Origin of the sequence: Bradyrhizobium sp. (assembly GCF_016462955.1) — a bacterium.
Taxonomy (GTDB): domain Bacteria; phylum Pseudomonadota; class Alphaproteobacteria; order Rhizobiales; family Xanthobacteraceae; genus Bradyrhizobium.
Genome location: NZ_JAEMSD010000255.1, coordinates 7,513 through 9,545, shown reverse-complemented (window position 1 = coordinate 9,545; position 2,033 = coordinate 7,513). Strand labels below are relative to the sequence as shown.

General features: G+C 65.1%; 1 protein-coding gene. It reads right to left on the bottom strand.

What is annotated here, in order from left to right:
- Positions 1–177: 177 nt before the first annotated feature.
- Positions 178–2,033: DNA gyrase subunit B (locus JHD07_RS23375; protein WP_291626308.1), on the bottom strand; the 1,856-nt coding region annotated here is incomplete at its 5' end.

Below are 2,033 nucleotides of genomic sequence, written 5' to 3'. Positions count from 1 at the left end.
GAGGTGGTGCGCTCCCTCCCCCGCTTGCGGGGGAGGGCGGGGGAGAGGGTGTCTCCACAATGGGATAATCCCCTAGAGGAGAAAGCCCTCACCCGCCGCTTCGCGGCGACCTCTCCCGCGAGCGGGAGAGGTGCAGCAACAGCTTGGTTGGCAGGTCAAATTCCAAGGCCAGCCGCCTCAAATATCGATCGTCGCGCTCAGCGAGTGTTCCTGGATGAAGTCGCGGCGCGGCTCGACCACGTCGCCCATCAGCTTGGTGAAGATGTCGTCGGCCTGGTCGACCTCCTTGACCTTCACCTGCAGCAGCGAGCGCGCATTGGTGTCCAGCGTCGTCTCCCAGAGCTGCTCCGGGTTCATCTCGCCAAGACCTTTGTAGCGCTGCAGCGTGACACCCTTGCGGCCGGCGTCGGTGACCGCTTCGAACAGGTCGACCGGGCCGTAGACCATGTGTTCGACGTCCTTGCGCCTGAGCTTGCCGGGGCGGGCATAAACGTCCTGGAGCTTCACGGTGTACTCGTCGAGCTTGCGGGCTTCGGCCGAGCCCAGGAAGGCATCGTCGATCACGGCGGCTTCCTTGACGCCGCGGATAGTGCGCTCGAACAGGAAGCCCTGGCCTTCGACGTACTGGCCGACCCAGCCGCGCTCGACCTCCTCGGACTGATTGTCGAGGCGGCCGGCGATGTATTGCGCCGCCGCGGCAGCCTTCTCCGGATCGCCGTAGATCGCCTTGTTCAGCACGCCGGTGATTGCAGCCTGCTCGATGACCTTGCGATGGTAGCGGCTGTGCAGATTGCGAAGGATGCCGCGAACGACGCGCGCATCCTCGACCAGCGAGCGCAGGTCGCGCCCGGTGCGGTCACCGCCCGCGCCGGCAATGAACACGCAGTCGTCAAGGCCGGTGTCGATCAGATAGTCCTCCAGCGCCCGCTCGTCCTTCAGGTACTGCTCGGACTTGCCGCGTGAGACCTTATAGAGCGGCGGCTGCGCGATATAGAGATAGCCGCCGTCGATGATGGCGGGCATCTGCCGGTAGAAGAAGGTGAGCAGCAGCGTGCGGATATGGGCGCCGTCGACGTCGGCGTCCGTCATCACGATGATCTTGTGATAGCGCAGCTTCTCGATCGAGAACTCGTCGCTGATGCCGGTGCCGAGCGCGGTGATCAGCGTGCCGATCTGCTCGCTTCCCAGCATCTTGTCGGGACGGACGCGCTCGACATTCAGGATCTTGCCGCGGAGCGGCAAGACGGCCTGGAATTCACGGTTGCGGCCCTGCTTGGCGCTGCCGCCTGCCGAGTCGCCCTCGACGATGAACAGCTCGGATTTCGCGGGGTCCTTCTCCTGGCAGTCGGCGAGCTTGCCTGGCAGCGAGGAGACCGAGAGCGGGCTCTTGCGCGTCAGCTCGCGCGCTTTTCGCGCGGCCTCACGCGCGGCCGCGGCCTGGATCACCTTGCCGACGATCATCTTGGCTTCGGAGGGGTGCTCCTCGAACCAGGCGGCAAGCGCCTCGTTGAGCACGTTCTCGACCACGGGGCGCACTTCCGAGGACACCAGCTTGTCCTTGGTTTGCGATGAGAATTTCGGATCGGGCACCTTCACCGAGAGGACGGCGGTGAGGCCTTCGCGGCAATCGTCGCCGGTCAGCGCGATCTTTTCCTTCTTGGCGTTGGCCTCGGCATAGCCGTTGACCTGGCGCGTCAGCGCGCCGCGGAAGCCGGCGAGGTGGGTGCCGCCGTCCCGCTGCGGGATGTTGTTGGTGAAGCACAGCACGTTCTCGTGGTAGCTGTCGTTCCACCACAGCGCCGCCTCGACGCCGATGCCGTTGGCCTCCGAGCGCACCATGATCGGCGCCGGCACGATCGGGCTCTTGTTGCGGTCGAGATATTTGACGAACTCCTCGACGCCGCCGGAATAGTGCATCTCCTCGCGCTTCTCGACCGCATGGCGCATGTCGGAGAGGGCGATGTGAACGCCGGAATTGAGGAAGGCCAGCTCGCGCAGCCGGTGCTCGAGCGTGGCGAAGTCGTATTCGATGT